The following is a 17,679-nucleotide window of genomic DNA, read 5'->3' as shown; positions in this document are numbered from 1 at the left end:
GTTACTTGATTAGTTTAAAATTGGACGGGGTATTTAGCTGCGCCCCCTGCTTATCCATGGCGATATCCGATGCCTGGACCACATGTGGTGAAATTAAAAACAGCCTGAGCATTTTCACCGAGGTTTTCGAGGTACTTTTAAACAGATTGCCCAGCAGTGGAATTCTGTGCAGTAAAGGTACCTTGCTTACCGACTCCCCTTCTGAGTCAAAGTAATAACCACCAATAAGCAGGCTCTGGTTTTTGCCGATCACCGCCTGGGTATTGATCAGGGTATTGCTGATCACCGGAATACCATCAACGCTCTGCTCCGTTTGCTGACCGTCTTCAATCTGGATATCCATGCGCACCGCTTCACCGTCAAGTGTCCTTTGAATATGCGGGGTTACCCGTACCAGGGTGCCGACAGTGACCGGAAAGAGATCGACAACGTCTTCACCGGATAAACGCACATAAAAGGTATTGCTGTTATCAAGCACCGCTTCATAGTTGTCCAGGGTCAATACCGAGGGCTGAGAGGTAATTTTTGCCTTACCTTCCGTGGCCAGCGCCCGGATCTTGCTGACCAGGTTACCTGCAGCACCGGCGATGAGTTGCAGCTCGCCGCTTGCCAGGCTGCCTGTACTTGAGATATCACCGACATTCACGGCATAATCATTACTGGTATATTGCCAGTCCACTCCGAGCTCGCTTAAATCGTCGCTTTGAATGTTAACCATAGTGACATTCACTTCTATTTGATCCAGCGGTACATCCAGGGACTTGATCAATTCGCCGTAGGTCTCGACGTTGGCCTGGGTGTCCCCGATGACAATGGCATTAAGGCGGTGGTCGGCTTTAATAAAAGGCTTGATGCCGCCGGGGCCTGTCGGCTCTTCTTCCGCAAAAGGGAGAGCTTGGCTATCCGGGCTGTTTTGCCCTTTATTGCCGGCCTTAGCCGGTGATAGCGGCAAGCGGCCCTGCATGGTCGGCATTGGCGTTCTCACCTGCGTCACCTGCCCGGTCTGGTTGCCTGAGATGGTATTGGTTAACAGGCTTAATACCCCGGGGACCTGCTTTTCCTGGCCACGGTAGTTATAGGTGTAATCGATGGCACTGGCATATTGCAGGCGAAAGGTGGAGATCACGAACTTATCTTCGTGCTGCTTGCGCACTTCCTTATCCAGCATGGCCGCTACTTTGACCACCATTTCCACGAATTTCGGCGCACCGGCGACAAAGATCAATTTTTGCTGCTCCAGCGCGGTCCACTGGGCATTGAGCTGCCACCAGGGCAACACCCGCATGGTCTGGTATAAATCTTGGGTGCTGATATATTTTAACTGCACTACGGCACTTTCCGACTCGTCGGTACGGTAAAAGTGCAGCATATGGCCGTCGTAGTACCAGGTCATATTACTGATGGCAGATAACTGCTTTAAGATGTTCTCCGCCGTGTTTTCCGGAAAATTACCGTTAATGGGCATATCCAGCGAATCGCTGACATTGGCGGGAATCCCATAACTGGAGGCAAACTCCCGCAAAATTTCCTTTAAGGTTTCGCCGCTGGCCATATAACCGTATTTCTGTCCTTTCCAGTCTGGCTGGGAGCTCAGGGCCGGCAAAGCGAACAAAATAAGTAAGATTAAGCTGTAACGTAAAAAAGTCATTATAGATCCTTCTGTGCCGGAAAATTACGGGTGGATCATCATCGCCGGACGGGAGATTTCCACTTCATCCGATTCTGATTGTTGAAAAAAGGCTACGGCATTAAGAAACTCTTCCACTACCGACTCAAACTGGCCATATTCGATATTTCTCACCGATAACTGGTAAAAGGCAATAAGTTCGCTGCCCTCAATCGCAATGGCAACCGGGTAGCGTTTGATATAGGTTAACGCCATCTTCAGGTAACGCTGCAACAGCTCGCTTTGCTCACGCTCATCATCGGGTAATTCAACAACTTTTGCCGTTAAATGGAATTTACCCGAGGCTTCAAAATAGCGCAGGTTAAGATCATCACAGATCAGGGTATAAGCCTCCTGTCCCAGATCGGCAATCTGGCTGTTAAAGCGGGCGAAATTGTACTTTTCACAAAGGGTGTCGACGAAGTTGTCTAAAATCATAATGAATCCATTTTATTGCTGCATTGCAACTCTCTTGTTAAGCCCTTGCTTGTCAGAGAAATTAGCTGTCCAAATATGGCTATTAACTAGTTAGTAACGGCTGCGTAAAAAAGTTTTTATTTTTTGCTAAATAAGCGCTTAACGAACAAATATTTTCACCGGCGACATTCGCTATGCCGCCAGGCACCTGATTTTACTAACAATAGCTCAGCTCTTTACGTGCCCTGAAAATCCGGCTTTTAAGACTGGAAACCGAAATGGCCAGGGTATTGGCGGTATCGGCGTAACTTAGGCCGTCGATGCAAATCATCTGCAAACACTCGCTTAACTGCGTCGGCAGCTTTTGTATTTGTTTGTTCACGTCTTGATAGGCACTTTTTGCCGCCAGGTCGCGGTCGGGTTCATTGCCGACATTGTCATCAACTAATGGCGTATCTGAGGCATCGACAAAATTGTATTTGTACTGGGCCGAGCGGTTTAAATGGTTGCGCACGATATTCAGGGCAATGCCCAGCACCCAACTGGAAAACTTGGAGCGAAACTCAAAGCTGGTAATGCTCTTATATATCTGGATAAAGGTATCCTGCACCAGATCCTCAACATCATGGTGACACTTAATGCCTTTGGAAAGAATGAAGCTGTGTATTCTGGATTTATAGTGACGTAATAATTGCTCTAGTGCACTGCCATTGCCGTCTTTAGATTTTTTGATCAGTTCTGATTCATTTGCTGGATTGGTTTGGTTAAGCATGGCTAAACTCCATTTTTGTTCAATTTTCTGTTTTGCTATTTCTTATAAAGGTCAGGCTTATCGGTTAAATAAGTCTTGCTCTGTAGTCATCACTCAGAGCCTGCTGCTTTGCTCTTTTGGCGCCATCAGCAGGGTTAAATAGAAAATATCGAAGTATGTAGATCCGGCTGTTTCGTCATCGAAAGTGACTCGCAGATCTTATGCTTAAGTTCTTTGCGGGCACGGAACAAACGCGTTTTCAGGTTAGCCACAGACAAGGCCAGTTTATTGGCCGCCAGGGAATAGCTGATCCCCTGAACACAGGTCAGTTGCAGACATTCGCTTAAATGTTCCGGTAAGGTTTGGATCTGGGCATTGACGGTTGCCAGGCTTTGCTTGGACATCAGCGCCTGCTCAGGTTCACTGTTGGTGTTTTCATCTTGTAAAACGGTGTCGGCGACATCAACAAAGTTGTACTTGTACTGAACCGAGCGGTTTACATGGTTGCGCACGATATTCAGGGCGATGCCCAACACCCAGCTGGAGAACTTGGAGCGAAACTCGAAGCTGCGGATGCTTTTATAAATCTGGATAAAGGTATCCTGAACCAGATCTTCTATATCGTGATGGCACTTGATGCCTTTGGCCATGATGAAGCTGTAGATGCGGGTTTGGTAGTGCGCCATTAATTCATTTAATGCATTGGCATTACCGGCTTTAGATAGTTCGATTAATTCGTTTTCATTTTCAAGATTTTTGGGGGCTTGATTCAACATAATTAAACTCCGTTTATTTTCCTTGAACCCGGTGCGGAACTTAACTCTTGTTCCCTCATACCTTGGCTCTGTTATTAATAGGCACTTCGTGGTGAAGTCCCTCAGTCGGAGAAAGTATCTAAAACAAATGTGTAAGCAATACGTAAAGACTTAGGAAGAAAGTGGAGGAAAAAAGGAAGAATATGGAGGAAATTTGCAAGAAAAATGCAGGAAAATGCCGAGAATAAGACATCCGCTGGCATGACCAGAATAGTCTGAGTACAGATATCGTTCACTATTTGAACGACCGCAGAATTCTGCCCGCCCGGGTATCCGGGACAGAACCCGGATAATTAGTCGTAAGTACCTATTTTTATGATGGTTTCATAGGTTAGTAACAAAAAAGCGCTGACAGATACAGGCATTTGCACATTTGTTGCTATTTTCGATGAAAATGCGCAATGAAAGTGAATAATCGTCAATGTTCCCCGTAAAAATTTTTTGTCATTTTGATCATTTATTTTAAGAAACAGGCAAAAATTTTTTGTTTCCGGCGAAATTAACGGTAAAAAAGCGGAAAAATATCGAGTACAAGCGATTAAGCAAAGAGCAAATCCAGAGATAAGCAGCCCTTTAATGGCGTTTACTCCTAAATTATTTACCGACTTTTGCAGATTTTTTTAAAGAGAGGCACTTCGAATAAAAGAAAATGGCTTGATATGCAAAACCAGACGGACACAATCTGGGGCATATTCAACTGTTGCCTTGTTGATTTTCTCCACACAAGGTTCAGGTAAACAAAACAAACAGGAGATAACCGGAAACTTTGGCTACCCCCTGTCTGCTATTTCCCCCTAAATGTCTATGCGCCCCAGGGGCTGGATGGTGATCTCTTTAGTAAGATCCTGGTGGGACAAGATGGACAGATCATATAACTCCAACTCCAGCAGCTTGCGAATATAACGACGGATATCCATAGAAGCCAATAGCACGGGTTTGACACTCATTTCATTGATATTGCCGACATTACGTTTCACCGACTGGATAAACTGGTTGGTGACTTTCGGATCAAGCGCCAGATATGCCCCGGAAGAAGTCTGTCTGATCGCCCCGCGTATGGTCTCTTCCAGCTGATTTTCCAGCAGATACACCGGCAGCATATTTTGCCCGTTGCTGTATTTGTAGCTGATCTGCCGTTTCAAGTTTGAGCGGATATATTCCACTAAAGTCACCACATCCTTTTCTTTCGGTCCCCATTCAACGATGGATTCGAGGATAAGACGCAGGTTACGGATGGACACCCCTTCGGACACCAAGCGCTGCAGGACATCGGTAATTTTTTGCAGCGGCACGATACGTTGTGCTTCCCTGACCAGCTCACCAAAGTTTTCTTCCATTTTCTCCAACAGATAACGGGTTTCCTGGATACCGACAAACTCTTCCGAATACCTCTTCAATACATGGGACAGGTGATAAGTCAGGATCTGGGTAATATGTAAGTAAGACAGGCCAATACCGTCAAGCTTATCGGTATCCTGCTCCGCCACCCAGTAACAGACCTGGGGACTGAGGATTTTATCGTCCATATCATAATTCAGCCCCAACAAATCAAGCTGCTTGCGCTGGCCTATCACCAACACGGATGACTCACGTAAGCTGCCGCTGGCAATAGGCACTTCATGCAACATGATGCGGTATTCATTATCCGGTAAGCTCTGGTTAAACCTTAAGTGCATGCCGGGAAACGGCACACCTAAATCCAGATAAAGCGCCCGGCGGACCTTAAGCAGGTCGTCATTAAGCTGATTACGGTCAATAAAGGCTTCGGTATTGGCGGCAACATCCACCAATAGCGGCATGGTTAAGGCAAATTCTTCCTGGGCGGATAAATCTTTTTTCACCGGCTTTTGCCCCGAAGGCGCCATAGTGGCATTGCCGCTGCTGTCAAAACTTTCTTCCCCTGACTTTTCTTTGCGTGATAACCAGAAACCGGTGGCGCCAAAAATGGCCGCCAGGGTGAAAAAGGTCACCAGCGGGAAGCCGGGCACGACACCAAAGATCATCATGATCACCGCCCCTATCATCAGGGCATTGGGTTTGGAAATAATTTGTCCGCCGATATCATTACCCAGATCCTGGGACTCTTCCTGGGTTACCCGGGTAACGATAAAACCTGCGGTGATGGAGATAAGCAGCGCCGGAATTTGAGAAATCAAGCCGTCGCCTACGGTTAAAATCGCATATAGCTCCAGCGCGTCACCGGCAGACATGCCTCTTTGGGCAACACCGATACTGATCCCGCCTAAAATATTCACCACGATAATGATCAAACCGGCAATGGCATCCCCTTTAACGAACTTCATCGCGCCGTCCATTGAACCATACAACTGGCTTTCTTTTTCAACCACGCCGCGCCTTGCGCTCGCTTCATCCATGTCGATAACACCGGCGCGCATATCGCCGTCGATACTCATTTGTTTACCCGGCATGGCATCCAGGGAAAATCGGGCACTGACCTCGGCCACCCGCTCCGAACCTTTGGTGATCACCATAAACTGTACTATGGTAATGATCAGGAAGATTACTATCCCCACCACCAGGTTACCGCCGACCACGAAATTACCAAAGGCGGTTACTATCATCCCGGCATCCGCCTGCAATAAAATCAAACGGGTGGTGGTAATAGACAACGCCAGACGAAACAAGGTGGTTAATAACAGCACCGCGGGAAAAGAGGAAAATTCCAGCGGCGAGCTGATATACACTGCCAGCATCAGCATAATGATAGAGATCCCGATATTAACGGCGATCAGCACATCCACCAACCCGGTAGGCATAGGTAAGATCATCATAAAAACAACGCCGATAAGCAGGAAAGCCAGCATTAAATCTTTGCGCTCTCCTATGGTATTGGCGACTTTAAGCACAGAGCCTAGGTTCATAATTTATTTCTCTATAGCAAGTTAACTGGGAGGATTAGTTGACAGCACTGGGCTGCTCTTTTTCCGGTGCATTTATTTGCTGCTGACTCTTTTCTTCCTGGCTCATTTCTTCCTGGTAATGCGCTAACATCGCCTGAGCCCGGGAGTTTTCGTTGACCGCGTGTAAAACCTGGCTATAAAGCAAATAATATTGTGGCCACTTTGCCGGCTCGAATGCCGGGTTGTTGGCAAGCTTGGCCAGATAGGCCTGGGCAAGGTCAAAACGTTTTGCCCGGGTGCTGGCATAACAAAGCATTTTTAACACCTGGGTATCATTTACCAGCAACCCGTGCAGGGCCTGCAATAACACTAAGGCCGAGTCGTACTTGCCATACTGCAAATACAGGTAGCTTTGCTTACACAACCATCCGTAGCAAATGGAATCGGTACTAAAGAGTTTCATCATCACCTTCCTTTTTATACTTTGACCAACAGCAAGCGGTAGCTCATTAATAACCGGCTGTTGGTAATATTTTCTTCCACCAGCTCAGTGGCAGACTCCAGCATTTGTTTATCCAGCAAAGAGCCGCTTTGCTGCTGGTCTTTAAATAGCGCCAGGGTTTCTTCCATGGCGCGCATATGCCCCGCCGGGCTGTCTAACTCACTGCTGGCCGTACTTGGTTTTAACGAGGCAAGCAGTTCATGGTCAAGGTTACTCAGGCCAAAAACATCTTCCAGGTGAACCTTAGGAATTTCCCCCAGGCCGTTTAAGCCTTTATCCCGGGGAAATAAATCCATTTCCTGGTCGGCATGAAAGCGTTCAACGCTGGCCAGACCGACATCTAAAGAGAATAAATCCGCTTTCATCCCTTGCTCCCTCTGCCGCTGTTATTCAGGCAATTAATTGCTGCCGACATGGTTACGCGATATCCAGCTTGTCATGCATCGACAATAAGATATCTACCGCCGGATTAATCACTTCAAGAAAATCGCCGCCGATGGACAACAGGCAGGAAAAAGCCAGCTGTTCATTTCTTCCCAGGCCAACACAAATTGGTACAGGCAAAAACTCCCGGTAATGGCACAAGGCCATGGCAGGCTTTACCACCTCAGCTAACTGATAGGCGGCAACCTCCTTGATCACACTAATCAACAAGCCGCGCTCAAGTACCTCAAAAATCAGCCGCTTGTTGCCGCTGACGTCAAGTTCAATTACCTCGCCACGAAATGCCGAAACATCTTCAAAACCCAGGGTTTGCAGATATTGCTCAAGCATGGACCAGGTCAGGTTTTTGTCCGTTGAAAATTCAGTCACGGTTATTCTTCCTCTCTATCAACAAGTTCATGGACATATGACATCGCCGTTTCCAGTAACGCGTTACGGGTGTTATCATCGGCAAACACCGTCGGCGGCAGTTTGGCAAAGATGGCGCTGATCCTGTGACCAAAATATATTTCCGTTGCCAACTGCTTGATATCCATGTCCTGGGCCAGGGAAGATAAATCCCGTTGCGATACCCATTTGGCCTCGGTAAGTTTAAGCATGCCACCCATCAGTTCCTGGCCGATTTTTGCCTGGGCCTCGCCATAATCACTTTGCAGCCGTCTGACCAGGCCGTTACTCATATCAAGCAAGGTCTTCAGGGTAAAAATGTCTTTAATATCACCAATAATGGCTTCAAGGCGTTCTTTGGCTACTGAAGAGTTTTGTGCCGACAAGTCGGCCCCCAATGCCTGGCGTAAAAAGTCCAGCGCCATCGGGAATTTTTCTTCGCCATGCTCTTCAATAATTTTGCTAAAAGTACTGGCGACCCCGCCGTAGTCCAGCACCGTATCCTGATAGCCGCTGACCAGCTCGCGGGAAGACGCCAGCGACTGCCCGGCGCCGTCTTTGCCATTAAATTGCGCTGCGGTATCGACAACATTAAAGCCGGCGCGGATGTGCTCGCCGTGTTTTTCCGTTAACGCCTGCTGCAAGGCCAATGCCTGGCTTTCCAATGCCTTATTACCGGTTTTAGCGGCATTTTGTTTGATCACTTCCAGCGCACTATATTGCTCGCTGTGATCTGAGCTAAAGCCGGATAACCATTCTTTTAACCCCTGTGCACTGGTGTGCTTATCCATGTCTTGCAGGTAATTTTTTAATTTTTCCTGCTTTTCGACATCGGAAACATTTTTCAGGTAGTTCTCGGCCCTTTCCATCGCCTCAGTTTTCCTGACTTCATGCAGGGCACTGCGCTTATCCAGCGATTTCTCCTTTGCTTTTTCAGAAAATGCCGAGCCGATTTCTTCGGCAATATCAGCAATTGAGGCAGCAGCCGACTTGATCTGTAAATTCATGCCCTGGTGGCTGATTTTCGCCCCGCCGCCCTGGGCGTGAGCTGCATGGCTAGCGTGGTTTTGCAGATTCTGCGACTGAATGCTTTGTAATTGTGAATCCATCGAATCTCATCCGTTAAAATTAAAATCAAACATGAAACGGGATAAGTTTTAGTTAGCGGGTTATTTTGCTTACTTTTAAGGCGCCGTTTACACGTTTTTTGTTCTTGCCTAACCTGAGGAACCGATAAATTAAAAAAGTTGTGATTTATTTCCTTTTAAGTAAATATTTATCAGAGCATTTAAGTAAACAGCTTGTTACAATGCGCGCTTTTAAAGCTTCGAGAACAGGAAAACCGGGAGGCCCCGGTATTTTGAATAAGATAAAGGACTAAAATTATGAATTTCAGTGTGTTTATAGTTGGCTGTTTAGCTTTGTATTACTTACTCGATAACTTAGCCCTGGCCGGCATTCCAGAACACACCCCGAGTGTTAAAGGTTTCAGGTGGTGGAGTAGCCCGCTGGAGTATGCCGGCAGACTCTATTTTACCGTCGATAACTACAATACCAGCAACCGCAGAAGCGTACTTTACTATTACGACGACAATGCCAATAAGCTGATAAAGGTCAATCCGACATCAAACGGCGAGCAGCTGCAAAATGTCTCCAAACCGGTAAAATTTGCCGGCAGGCTGTTTTTCTGGGCAAAAGTGAAAAATGATCTCGGTTACTGGCACAGAACCCTGTATTCATACGATGCCCTGAGCGATTCGTTGCTGGCCCACGATATCGAATTAGCCAACGAAGATGAAATTGCCAGTATCAGCGATTTTAAAGTCTATGATCATAAACTGTTCTTCGGGGCAAAACTCAATGGCAGCGACCGCAAACTATGGTCTTATGATCCCTTCAGCCAAGCGCTGACTGCCATTACCCCACTACCGGCAGAGGTCGCTAAGGGCCGGCTTGATTTTGATGAAAGTTACAACGATACCTTAAGTTTTACCTTTCTCGACTTTGACGGCTACCGCAGCCACCATTACATCTATGATCGTAAAAACAACACCGTCAGCGGCCGGGAAGTCCCCTATTCCATTAACAGCGAAACCTTGAGCGCACAAAGCTCACAAGTGAGCTATATGGGGGAGATTTACGGCAGCTGCCAGAACCCGGATAACGGCGGTTACGATCAGGAGCTTTGTCTCCAGGATAAAAGCGGGAAAATCAGTATGCTGGCAGATTTAGATCCCACCAGCCAGGGCTCGTCCGTACCCGGACAATTCGTACATTACGCCGATGGCCTTTATTTTACCGCCAACCACACAGAGTATGGCCGCGGTTTATATAAATATGATGTTGTGACCAATAGCGCCAGTATCGTGCCCGGTTTTAAAGGGAAAACCTCAGACAGCTATTCCGGCAACCTGCTCACCGAGTATAACGGTAAGTTATATTTCACTTTGTATCATTATGATAACGCTGATAAGAAAAGTAGTTCCTATTTATGGAGCTATGATGTTAAAACCGCAAAGTACCAGGAAATTGGCGGTTTTGCGGTAGACAATACCGCGGCTTTATTCCTGAGTGAACATAATGACAAGTTATATGTCGGCCTGTCTTCACGGGCCATTTATGTTTACGACAGTAAAACCGGGGTACTCTCTCCCTGGCAGCCCCAGGTGCAACAAGAAATGAAATAGCAGTGCCGTAATAAAAAGATCGCTTTAATGATAAGCGATCTTTTTCCTTTAAATATTTTCTTTCTCTACAACTTTTCCCCCCGCCCGGTTACCTACCTATTACTCAAATAAAACAAGTAAAACAACGAAAACCCGCAAAGCATGCAGGCAAAGCAACCAGGACGTGTTATGACGACAACATCAGCTTCGGCTATTCCCCTACAAAAGCCCAGCCATGAGCTTAACCAGCTCACCGAAAACTTAGCTAAAAAGCTGCAACAAGCACCTATCCTCGAGATACGGGGCCGGGTTACCCAGGTATTGGGCACCATCATAAAAGCCGCAGTCCCCGGCGTTAAACTGGGGGAGCTTTGCCGTTTAAAGGCACCGGATCATCCGGACGAACTGATGGCGGAAGTGGTCGGTTTTTCACAAAAAGAAGCCCTGCTCACCCCCATAGGTGAAATGCAGGGCATCTCCACGTCAACCCTGGTTTATCCCACCGGAAAAAGCCACCAGGTACCTGTGGGCCCGGGATTATTGGGCCGGGTGCTCGATGGTATGGGCAACCCGCTTGATACCGAAGATAAAGGCGAGCTCGAAGTCGACTGCTATTACCCTGTGTATGCCGATGCCCCGGATCCTTTTCGCCGGAAGATTATCGACAAGCCGCTGCCGCTTGGGGTCAAGGCCCTCGACGGCCTGCTCACCTGCGGTGAAGGACAGCGTCAGGGCATTTTCGCCGCCGCCGGTGGCGGTAAAAGTACCTTATTGGGTATGCTGGTAAAAGGCGCCCAGGTGGATGTGATTGTGATCGCCCTCATTGGTGAACGTGGCCGGGAAGTCAGGGAGTTTATCGAACATGAACTCGACCCCGAGTCGCAAAAAAAGGCAATATTAGTGGTAGCCACCTCAGACAGATCTTCGATGGAGCGCGCCAAGGCAGCCTATGTTGCCACCGCCATTGCCGAGTATTTTCGCGATAAGGGACAAAAAGTATTGTTGCTGATGGACTCGGTCACCCGTTTTGCCCGTGCCTTGAGGGAAATCGGCCTGGCCGCCGGTGAGCCGCCGACACGCCGGGGTTATCCGCCGTCGGTCTTTGCCACCCTGCCCAGGTTAATGGAACGCACCGGTAATAACCATATCGGTTCGATCACCGCCCTTTATACCGTACTGGTAGAAGGTGATGATATGACCGAGCCGGTGGCGGATGAAACCCGTTCGATTCTCGACGGGCATATCATCCTGTCGCGCGATCTTGCCGCCGCCGGCCATTATCCCGCCATTGATGTTCTAGCCAGCGCCAGCCGGGTCATGAACGCCATCACCACACCTGAGCATGCCAAGGCAGCGGTGAAGATGCGTTCTTTATTGTCCAGCTATAAAGACAATGAATTGCTGATCAAAATCGGCGAATACAAGACCGGCAGTGACAAAACCACGGATGAAGCCATCGGCAAAATTGATGCGATTAATGCCTTTTTACAGCAAGGGGTCAATGAACAATTTGCCTTTGAATCGACCATACAGCAACTGACCGGCAAATAAGCCTGAATACCTTTTCTGCCAGGATAAAAGTAAAACCCTATGATACATAAGCTGCAGCAAATCAAGATCATTCGTGAGCAAAAAGCCTCTACAGAGCTGGCCAAGGCTAAACAGCAAAAGCTCGATGCCGAGCAGCATCTAACCCGGTGCCGCACTGAGCTGGAGCAATATATGATCTGGCAGCAAGAGGAAATCAAGCGGCGTTATCAGGAAATTATCGGCAGTGAGATGAAAATGGATGAGCTCAGTGATTTTAACCATGAAATCTCCGGCTATAAAATCAAACAGGTCAAACTTGAGCAGGACATCGAACAGGCACAACAAGCGCTTGAACAACAAATCCAGGCCTTGCAGCAGGCAGAGAACGCCTATGCCTATGCCCAAAAGCAATGTCAGAAATATGCCGAGCTGACCCGGGTAGAGTCGGCCAAACAGCAAAAGCTGGCGAATTTAATAGAAGATCAGGCGCTGGACGATTTTAAGGTCCAGGCGCCGGTGGCGATGGGTTAAGGGCAAGCCACACTATTTGCCCTTAATCTTTGTTAGCTGTAAAGGGTTAAGGGTTAATCCAGCTTAAAGCGGCTGACCATAGAAGCCAGATTGACCGCCAGCTGGTTTAATTCCTCATTGGCCGAAGCGATATTGGCCGAAACATCATCACTGCGCTGCGCATAACCATCGACAGTAACCACATTTTGATTAATGTCTTCCGCTGCCAGGGTTTGCTGCTCTACTGCGGTTGCTATCTGGCTATTGAGGTCGAAAATATTGGTCACCGACTGGGTGATAGAATCAAGGGTATTACCGGTTTGCGAGGCCTGCTCTACGCTGGCGTTTACCGTTGCTATGCCTTTATCCATCACAGATACCGCACTGTCGGCCCCCTGGCGCAGTTTTTCTATCATGGTATTGATTTCAACCGTTGACTCCTGCGTTCTGCTGGCCAAACTGCGTACTTCATCCGCCACCACGGCAAAGCCCCGGCCATGTTCACCGGCCCGTGCGGCTTCTATCGCGGCGTTTAACGCCAATAAATTGGTTTGTTCTGAAATGCCGCGGATCACATCCAGTACCGAGCCTATACTTTCGCTATCCACTTTCAATGACTGGATAACCTTGGCTGCCTGTTCAATTTCTCCTGAAAGGGTATTGGTGATCTCTATATTTTCTTTAAAAACTTTCTGGCTGACTAGGGTTTCATCCCGGGCGGTGCCGGCGGATTGATCGGCAGCTGTAGTGTTGGCGGCAACTTCCTGGATCGAGGCCGACATTTCGTTAATAGCCGCCGCAACCATAGAGATCTGGGTCTTCTGATGCTCCGAGTCTTCTTTTGCCTGTGAAGTAATAGTGCTTAATTCGGTAGAAGACTCCGACAGCTGCTCTGCCGACTGGGCGATCTTTTTAATAAATAAACGATGGTTTTCCAGGAACTGGTTAAAGCCGCCGGCCAGTTGGGAGATTTCATCCTGGCCGCTGTCGTCAAGCCGCTGAGTCAAATCGCTGCTGCCCTCTGCCAGTGCGGTAATACTGGTATCTAATAAGGTAATTTTTTTCGCTATAACCGAGCGGTAAACAAAATTGATGGCTAGGATAATAATGATCATGGTCGCCAACAGAATCCACATGATATGACTGCCGGTCGCCTGGCTGCCGGCCACTTGCAGAGTGATATCGCTGTTAATTTCCAAAATGCCGCGGACATCGCCAATTTTCCAGCCGGTGCGCGGAGTATCCGGGTGGGAATTATGGCAGGCAACACAGCCCTCGCCTGTCATAGTATCGGCAATTGCCACCCGCACCAGGTTTTTGCCATTTTTCTCGGCTTCAGCAACATAAACACCATCGGGATTTTTAGTAAGATAATCCCAGGCCTCATTCTGAAAGGGATCCAGTACCCGGGATTTCCGGTTGGGAAAAGGATAAGCGCTGTATAAATTAACCGTCGTTCCTTCGTTTTTGAGCAAAGCACTTAAGTCATGGATCATGGTTGCCGGCAGGGGAAATGTTTTCGGCTCTGCTTTATGGTTGATACCGGGTTTCATATCGGAGTTGGCTTTAACTTTAGCAACTACATTTTCAACATAATATTTTCGCAACGTTTTATATTGTGTCGCGGTTTGCTTGGAAGCCATCGTCGCTCCTTCAACCGCCCTTTTTTGTATTTCCTGAGGGATATAAAAACTCAGCATCAGGATAGTAATGACAAATAATGAAATAACAGGAATGGCAAGTTTCCAGAATAAACCGCTAAAATTGATGTTTTTCAATTTCCTCTCCCTAGATATTGACCAACTACTTCAATTAACCTTGCTTTAGGTTTGATTTATTGTTGCAGTAAATTTAAATGTAGTAGTCACAGGCAAAAAAGTCATAAACAAAATAAGAATTTTTACCAAATTTCCATGCCGCCGATAAAACGGTCCCCTGACTGAGCAAAGTTAATTTCTCTTAGAAATCAAAAATTAATTAAAACATATCATTTAGCTTTCGGGCGTGACTGCTACGGGGATATTCTTGACGGGAGATACAACAGGCATGGCCAAGGCCCGGGCTTTAATGACGCTAACCAGTGCTTTTGTAGGCAATAAACGTAAGCTTTTGTCGGTGATAGATTCTTTTTAATATCAATAATGCCCTGCCAGGGGCATTATTAATATTAAAAATGCTTTGGACTTCCCCCGTCCCGGTGATTTTTTACTCGCCGGAACAGCCTGAGCCGGGCATTTCTTTGATGTAGAGATCCTGCTTGGCATAAGGGATTTCGATCCCTTCTTTGATAAAGGCCTTATAAACTGCGGTATTTAGTTTATCCAGGATCCGCCCTCTAAGCACAGGTTGTTCAATCCAGCAGCAGAGTTCAAAGTCCAGGCTTGACGGCCCAAACTGACGAAAGCGCACCCGCGGCTCGGGGGAATCACAGGTCGTCTCTTCATCCATCCCTACTTGCATCAGGATATCCCTGACTTTATCAATATCGCTGCCGTAGGCTACGCCAACCTGGACCCGGATACGGAATTTTTCATGGCGGCCGCCGGATTCATTAATGATCTTGGTATTGCCCATAACAGAGTTGGGCACAGTCACTTCGACATCATCCCGGGTAAGCAAACGGGTGCTGCGGATACCGATTTGAGTGATTTCTCCGCGCTCGCCGCCGTCCAACACGACGAAATCGCCTATTTTGTACGGGGCGTCTGCCATAATAAAAACACCGGAAAACAAATTCGCTAAAGTATCTTTTGCCGCAAAACCAACGGCAATACCCACTATGCCGGCAGAAGCCAGCCAGGCGGTCATATCGATATTCCAGTTAATGAAAATATAATAAACGGCGATCACTATGATCAGGATAAAGGCGATATTTTCAAACAAAGGCAAGGTTTTCGGGGTTAATACCTTGACCTTTTCCGGATGGCTGGAAAAACTTTGCAGCGTTTTTTTGCTGATTTTTAACAATAACCGCGCCCAGATAATAATCGCCAGGGTATATAACACGGAAAAGATCAGCGACTGAATATTTTCCGCTAAAGCCAGCAATAAGGAGGCGCTGGCCAGTCCGGTTAATATCAGGGAATAAAATACCGGTCGGCGGAAATACTCCAGCATATGCTGCTCACTTGCCGATGGCTGTTTCCCAGAAAAAAACTTCAGCCACAAGGCAAGCATGCGGTCAAACAACAGGCCAATAAAACAAAAGCCGACCAGGGCCGCCAGCGCCTGCAGATAAATATCATCCAAAAACACCGAAAAAGACGTCGCCAGTAATTGTTGCCATTGTTCCAGCATTGATATAGCTCCTTTAAGCTTATGTTACTTTACCAACGGATATGCTCTATCTGTTGCTCCCCTTCGGCTAATACGGTTTTAACAATGCGGTTTTGCTCATCAACCATAATAAAGCGGGGAATACCGGCATGGGCAAATTGCCTGTAAATACTGCGGTCGGTATCGGCAACCAGTGTCACTTTAATATCATTTTCCGCAGCCCAGCTTGCCACTTCAGTGCTTTGTTGTTCACGGGCAATAGCAACGATATCAAGCGATTTATCCTGGATCAACGGAGATTGGTGCAAGGCTTTCATTGCCCGTTGCGAGTCCGAACACCAGGTAGCAAATAAAATCACCAGTTTTTTACGCCCCGGGGTATTAAGGACGACTTGCTCTCCGGCGATGTCATTAAGCTTGGTCAGCGGTAACAGTTGTCCGGGCTCCACCAAAAATGACATATCAACAGCTGCGGCATCATTGGCCGGAGTCGGCAGAAGCGCACAACCGGGCAACAGTGTCGTGATCACGGAAAAAACAATAAACGGGGGAAGTTTCATCGGGGATATCCTTGTTATTATTATCAACAGTAAACGTCAGTTGCCTATGGCTTATGCGACGCACCGTTAAACGGCTATTAGTTTTTCCAATAAATTAACATTTTTATTAAACTTTCACACGTAAACAGAAGGGGAAATTAACATTCAATCCAAATCACCTTACCCTTGCCCTTGTCTTTGGCCTGGTACATCAATTTATCCGCCAGCTTGATCATGTCGGTCAGCACAATATTACCCGGGTTATTGGTACAGGCAACGCCTATGCTGGCACTGATATTGATCACATGGCCCTTTACTGAGTCTATGGCAGAAATTTTATCGATTAATCCTTTGGCAATACTGTTTAACGCCTGGTCATTAGCGACCCCGTAAAGACACAGGACAAACTCATCACCGCCGAGCCGGCCGATAATATCATTCCTACGGACACTGTGATTTATGCACTCGGCCACCTGGCAAAGTACCAAATCGCCGATATCATGGCCGTATTGATCATTCACCGCCTTAAAGTCATCCAGATCAATAAAGAGTAAGGATAGCCGTACCCCGTTACGTATCGCTTCGCTGCGAATGTTTTCACTTAATTCATAAAAGAAATTCCGATTGGGCAAACCGGTTAAAGGATCGTTATTGGCCGCTATTTTAATGATCTCATTACTCACCTCTATCATGGAAGCAAGCACATAAGCTTCACCGCCAAACGAGACAGGTGTCAGGCCGATTTTAAATTGTATTTCATGGCCTTTTTTATTCACGGCCAACAATACCCGCCCCTGATCCATAGCCCTGGAAGTGGGCGCTTTCAGGTAATTGGCTAACATTTCGCCATGCTCCCCCCGGTAGCGCTCCGGGAGCAGGATATCGACGGTTTTGCCGAAAATCTCTTCTTGGCTATATCCCAATAAAGCTTGCAGTTTGCCGTTAATAAAAACAATGTTTCCTTGCTGATCCACCAGCAGCAGTCCCACCGGCATTTCATTTATAAGCTGTTCAAAGGCATCATCACCGGGATTGAAAAGCGCCATCAAATACACAACCTCATAAAAAACGTTTGCTGTTAACAATTACATATATAAAACAAGCTTTTACCACAGTAAATATCAAAATTATCACAAGACTGAAAAGAAGGCAAAAACGGACAAGTGCGCAAAGCGCTTCTTCTAACAGGTTAGCCTATCCGCCAATAAATAGATATAGAAAAACCATTGCCCGGCAATAGCTTGCAGGCAAGAAAGTAGAGACTCTTTTGCAACTTTATGTCAACAATCTGAGTCAATACATCATGGTAAAGGTT

Annotated in this window: 16 protein-coding genes; 3 read left to right on the top strand and 13 right to left on the bottom strand. The window is 47.1% G+C overall.

The annotated features are described in order from the left end of the window. Position 1: 1 nt before the first annotated feature. The 9 genes from sctC to sctW form a co-directional block, all read right to left on the bottom strand. Positions 2-1,648: a type III secretion system outer membrane ring subunit SctC gene (gene sctC, locus QL234_RS08855; RefSeq protein ID WP_281557456.1), complete on the bottom strand. Its 1,647-nt coding sequence runs from the start codon at positions 1,646-1,648 to the stop codon at positions 2-4. Positions 1,649-1,672: 24 nt separating this feature from the next. Further along, entirely contained in the window at positions 1,673-2,104 is a 432-nt protein-coding gene (locus QL234_RS08850) for a hypothetical protein (protein ID WP_281557455.1), read from the bottom strand. A 196-nt stretch (positions 2,105-2,300) separates the two neighbouring features. Next, the gene (locus QL234_RS08845; RefSeq protein ID WP_281557454.1) at positions 2,301-2,855 is read right to left on the bottom strand and encodes an RNA polymerase sigma factor; all 555 of its coding nucleotides are present in this window, start codon (positions 2,853-2,855) and stop codon (positions 2,301-2,303) included. A 134-nt stretch (positions 2,856-2,989) separates the two neighbouring features. Continuing rightward, positions 2,990-3,610, bottom strand: coding sequence for an RNA polymerase sigma factor (locus tag QL234_RS08840; protein ID WP_281557453.1), 621 nt, complete (start codon positions 3,608-3,610; stop codon positions 2,990-2,992). A gap of 833 nt (positions 3,611-4,443) precedes the next feature. Beyond that, positions 4,444-6,531: a type III secretion system export apparatus subunit SctV gene (sctV, locus tag QL234_RS08835; RefSeq protein WP_281557452.1), complete on the bottom strand. Its 2,088-nt coding sequence runs from the start codon at positions 6,529-6,531 to the stop codon at positions 4,444-4,446. Between the two features lie 34 nt (positions 6,532-6,565). Further along, on the bottom strand, positions 6,566-6,976 hold the full coding sequence (locus QL234_RS08830; RefSeq protein WP_281557451.1) for a hypothetical protein: 411 nt from the start codon (positions 6,974-6,976) through the stop codon (positions 6,566-6,568). 11 nt (positions 6,977-6,987) lie between these two features. Next, a complete protein-coding gene (locus QL234_RS08825; protein WP_044834570.1) occupies positions 6,988-7,377 on the bottom strand; it encodes a hypothetical protein in 390 nt (129 codons plus the stop codon). A 52-nt stretch (positions 7,378-7,429) separates the two neighbouring features. Then, positions 7,430-7,825, bottom strand: a complete 396-nt coding sequence (locus QL234_RS08820) for a hypothetical protein (RefSeq protein WP_044834571.1) — start codon at positions 7,823-7,825, stop codon at positions 7,430-7,432. Positions 7,826-7,827: 2 nt separating this feature from the next. After that, a complete protein-coding gene (gene sctW / locus QL234_RS08815) occupies positions 7,828-8,952 on the bottom strand; it encodes a type III secretion system gatekeeper subunit SctW (protein WP_281557450.1) in 1,125 nt (374 codons plus the stop codon). A 276-nt stretch (positions 8,953-9,228) separates the two neighbouring features. Between sctW and QL234_RS08810 the strand changes: the two genes are divergently transcribed. The 3 genes from QL234_RS08810 to QL234_RS08800 all read left to right on the top strand — a co-directional run bounded on the left by QL234_RS08810 (position 9,229) and on the right by QL234_RS08800 (position 12,570). Continuing rightward, entirely contained in the window at positions 9,229-10,530 is a 1,302-nt protein-coding gene (locus QL234_RS08810) for a hypothetical protein (RefSeq protein ID WP_281557449.1), read from the top strand. A 168-nt stretch (positions 10,531-10,698) separates the two neighbouring features. Then, positions 10,699-12,060 (top strand): type III secretion system ATPase SctN, encoded by a 1,362-nt coding sequence (gene sctN / locus QL234_RS08805; RefSeq protein ID WP_281557448.1) that lies wholly within the window; start codon positions 10,699-10,701, stop codon positions 12,058-12,060. 39 nt (positions 12,061-12,099) lie between these two features. Then, positions 12,100-12,570, top strand: coding sequence for a YscO family type III secretion system apparatus protein (locus QL234_RS08800; RefSeq protein ID WP_281557447.1), 471 nt, complete (start codon positions 12,100-12,102; stop codon positions 12,568-12,570). 53 nt (positions 12,571-12,623) lie between these two features. Here the strand turns inward: QL234_RS08800 and QL234_RS08795 are convergent, their stop codons facing one another. The 4 genes from QL234_RS08795 to QL234_RS08780 form a co-directional block, all read right to left on the bottom strand. After that, positions 12,624-14,327, bottom strand: coding sequence for a methyl-accepting chemotaxis protein (locus QL234_RS08795; protein WP_281557446.1), 1,704 nt, complete (start codon positions 14,325-14,327; stop codon positions 12,624-12,626). Between the two features lie 427 nt (positions 14,328-14,754). Continuing rightward, entirely contained in the window at positions 14,755-15,846 is a 1,092-nt protein-coding gene (locus QL234_RS08790) for a mechanosensitive ion channel family protein (RefSeq protein WP_281557445.1), read from the bottom strand. A 29-nt stretch (positions 15,847-15,875) separates the two neighbouring features. After that, positions 15,876-16,385, bottom strand: a complete 510-nt coding sequence (locus QL234_RS08785; protein ID WP_281557444.1) for a TlpA disulfide reductase family protein — start codon at positions 16,383-16,385, stop codon at positions 15,876-15,878. 137 nt (positions 16,386-16,522) lie between these two features. Then, on the bottom strand, positions 16,523-17,410 hold the full coding sequence (locus QL234_RS08780) for a sensor domain-containing diguanylate cyclase (protein ID WP_281557443.1): 888 nt from the start codon (positions 17,408-17,410) through the stop codon (positions 16,523-16,525). Positions 17,411-17,679 lie beyond the last annotated feature (269 nt).

Origin of the sequence: Thalassomonas sp. RHCl1, from assembly GCF_947387555.1 — a bacterium.
GTDB lineage: Bacteria > Pseudomonadota > Gammaproteobacteria > Enterobacterales > Alteromonadaceae > Thalassomonas.
The sequence above is the reverse complement of the archived record's forward strand: the minus strand, read 5'-3'. Positions and strand labels throughout refer to the sequence as shown.

Excerpts from the sequence above, each read along its gene's own strand:
- sctC (WP_281557456.1), bottom strand. The coding sequence starts at position 1,648 with ATGACTTTTTTACGTTACAGCTTAATCTTACTTATTTTGTTCGCTTTG.
- QL234_RS08850 (WP_281557455.1), bottom strand. The coding sequence starts at position 2,104 with ATGATTTTAGACAACTTCGTCGACACCCTTTGTGAAAAGTACAATTTC.
- QL234_RS08845 (WP_281557454.1), bottom strand. The coding sequence starts at position 2,855 with ATGCTTAACCAAACCAATCCAGCAAATGAATCAGAACTGATCAAAAAA.
- QL234_RS08840 (WP_281557453.1), bottom strand. The coding sequence starts at position 3,610 with ATGTTGAATCAAGCCCCCAAAAATCTTGAAAATGAAAACGAATTAATC.
- sctV (WP_281557452.1), bottom strand. The coding sequence starts at position 6,531 with ATGAACCTAGGCTCTGTGCTTAAAGTCGCCAATACCATAGGAGAGCGC.
- QL234_RS08830 (WP_281557451.1), bottom strand. The coding sequence starts at position 6,976 with ATGATGAAACTCTTTAGTACCGATTCCATTTGCTACGGATGGTTGTGT.
- QL234_RS08825 (WP_044834570.1), bottom strand. The coding sequence starts at position 7,377 with ATGAAAGCGGATTTATTCTCTTTAGATGTCGGTCTGGCCAGCGTTGAA.
- sctW (WP_281557450.1), bottom strand. The coding sequence starts at position 8,952 with ATGGATTCACAATTACAAAGCATTCAGTCGCAGAATCTGCAAAACCAC.
- QL234_RS08810 (WP_281557449.1), top strand. The coding sequence starts at position 9,229 with ATGAATTTCAGTGTGTTTATAGTTGGCTGTTTAGCTTTGTATTACTTA.
- sctN (WP_281557448.1), top strand. The coding sequence starts at position 10,699 with ATGACGACAACATCAGCTTCGGCTATTCCCCTACAAAAGCCCAGCCAT.
- QL234_RS08800 (WP_281557447.1), top strand. The coding sequence starts at position 12,100 with ATGATACATAAGCTGCAGCAAATCAAGATCATTCGTGAGCAAAAAGCC.
- QL234_RS08790 (WP_281557445.1), bottom strand. The coding sequence starts at position 15,846 with ATGCTGGAACAATGGCAACAATTACTGGCGACGTCTTTTTCGGTGTTT.
- QL234_RS08785 (WP_281557444.1), bottom strand. The coding sequence starts at position 16,385 with ATGAAACTTCCCCCGTTTATTGTTTTTTCCGTGATCACGACACTGTTG.
- QL234_RS08780 (WP_281557443.1), bottom strand. The coding sequence starts at position 17,410 with ATGGCGCTTTTCAATCCCGGTGATGATGCCTTTGAACAGCTTATAAAT.